Source organism: Mesorhizobium sp. M5C.F.Ca.IN.020.29.1.1 (genome assembly GCF_003997375.1).
GTDB lineage: Bacteria > Pseudomonadota > Alphaproteobacteria > Rhizobiales > Rhizobiaceae > Mesorhizobium > Mesorhizobium wenxiniae.
In genome coordinates, this window is the sequence record NZ_RZSW01000859.1 from 1 (window position 1) to 1,828 (window position 1,828).

2 protein-coding genes are annotated in these 1,828 nt (G+C 62.1%); both read left to right on the forward strand.

Annotation, left to right across the window (positions count from 1 at the left end):
- The coding region (locus EOA85_RS34345) for a TRCF domain-containing protein (RefSeq protein ID WP_127212641.1) at window positions 1–1,450 on the forward strand (1,450 nt) is incomplete at its 5' end.
- A gap of 183 nt (window positions 1,451–1,633) precedes the next feature.
- Window positions 1,634–1,828 (forward strand): 3-deoxy-7-phosphoheptulonate synthase (locus tag EOA85_RS34350; RefSeq protein ID WP_164760101.1); only part of this gene is annotated, 195 nt, incomplete at its 3' end.

Consider the following 1,828-nt stretch of genomic DNA (forward strand, 5'->3'; position numbering starts at 1 on the left):
TTTCAAGACCTTCTCGCAACGCTTCTCCGGCTTGCCGATCCGCGTCGCCCAGGCTTCGCGGCTGGTCGGCGGCAAGGAACTGGCAGAGACGAAAAAAGGTATCGCCGAAGGCACGGTCGACATCGTCGTCGGCACTCATGCGCTGCTCGGCTCGTCGATCTCGTTCAAGAATCTCGGCCTGTTGATCATCGACGAGGAACAGCACTTTGGCGTCAAGCACAAGGAACGGCTGAAGGACCTGAAGAGCGACGTGCATGTGCTGACGCTGTCGGCAACGCCGATCCCGCGCACGCTGCAACTGGCGCTGACCGGCGTGCGCGAACTGTCGCTGATCGCCACGCCGCCGGTCGACCGCCTGGCGGTGCGCACCTTCATCTCGCCCTTCGACCCGCTAATCATCCGCGAAACCCTGCTCCGGGAACGCTACCGCGGCGGTCATTCCTTCTATGTCGTGCCGCGCATCAGCGATCTGGCGGAAATCCATGATTTCCTGCGTGAATCCGTGCCCGAGCTGAAAGTGGCTGTCGCTCACGGTCAGATGCCGCCCGGCGAGCTCGACGACATCATGAATGCCTTCTACGATGGCCAGTACGATGTGCTGCTGTCGACCACCATTGTAGAATCCGGCCTCGATATCCCGACCGCCAACACGCTGATCGTGCATCGCGCCGACATGTTCGGTCTGTCGCAACTCTACCAGCTGCGCGGCCGCGTCGGCCGCTCGAAGGTGCGCGCCTATGCGCTGTTCACGCTGCCGGCCAACCGCAAGCTGACCGACACCGCCGAGCGCCGGCTGAAAGTGCTGCAGTCGCTCGACACGCTGGGCGCCGGTTTCCAGCTCGCCAGCCACGATCTCGATATCAGAGGCGCCGGCAATCTTCTCGGCGAAGAGCAGTCGGGCCATATCAAGGAGGTCGGCTTCGAGCTCTACCAGCAAATGCTGGAGGAAGCTGTCGCCGAGGTGAAGGATTCCGGCGAGGTTCAGGATGGCGGCTGGTCGCCGCAGATCGCCGTCGGCACGGCGGTGATGATCCCGGAAAGCTATGTTCCGGACCTGCAGCTGCGGCTGGCGCTCTACCGCCGCCTCGGCGACCTCGAAAACACCGAGGAGATCGATGCCTTCGGCGCAGAACTGATCGATCGGTTCGGCCCGCTGCCGGAGGAGGTGAAGCATCTGCTGAAGATCGTCTTCATCAAGGCGCTCTGCCGCAAGGCCAATGTCGAAAAGCTCGATGCCGGACCAAAAGGCGTTGTCATCCATTTCCGCAAGCGCGAGTTTTCCAATCCTGTCGGGCTGGTCACGTTCATCGGCGAGCAGGGTTCGCTGGCCAAGATCCGGCCCGACCAGAGCGTCGTCTTCAGCCGCGACTGGCCGACACCTGAAAAGCGTCTGGCCGGGGCCGCCGTTGTCATGACGCAATTGGCTCGGCTGGTGGAGAGGGCTGCCTAGCAAGGCGTTGCTGGTGCTTTGGCCAATGACTACGCCGGCAGTTCCTGGCGCATCACGGCCATTCGCCACACGTCCAAATCCGGTCTAGAATAGGAAATCGGCTTCGTGTATGGAGCCGCGAGCCCCATTTGGGGGCGAAATGGCGGGCGATACCACCCGCTGGAAAGAACGTTGGGTGCAACGATGACGAAATGGTCGCCGAATTCGTGGAGAGCAAAGCCGATCCAGCAGGTTCCTGCCTATCCGGATCTTGCCGCGCTGAAGAACACGGAAGCGCAGCTCGCCACCTTTCCACCGCTGGTTTTTGCAGGTGAGGCACGCAAGCTGAAGAAGCAGCTTGCGACCGTCGCTGCCGGTGACGCATTCCTTCTGCAGGGC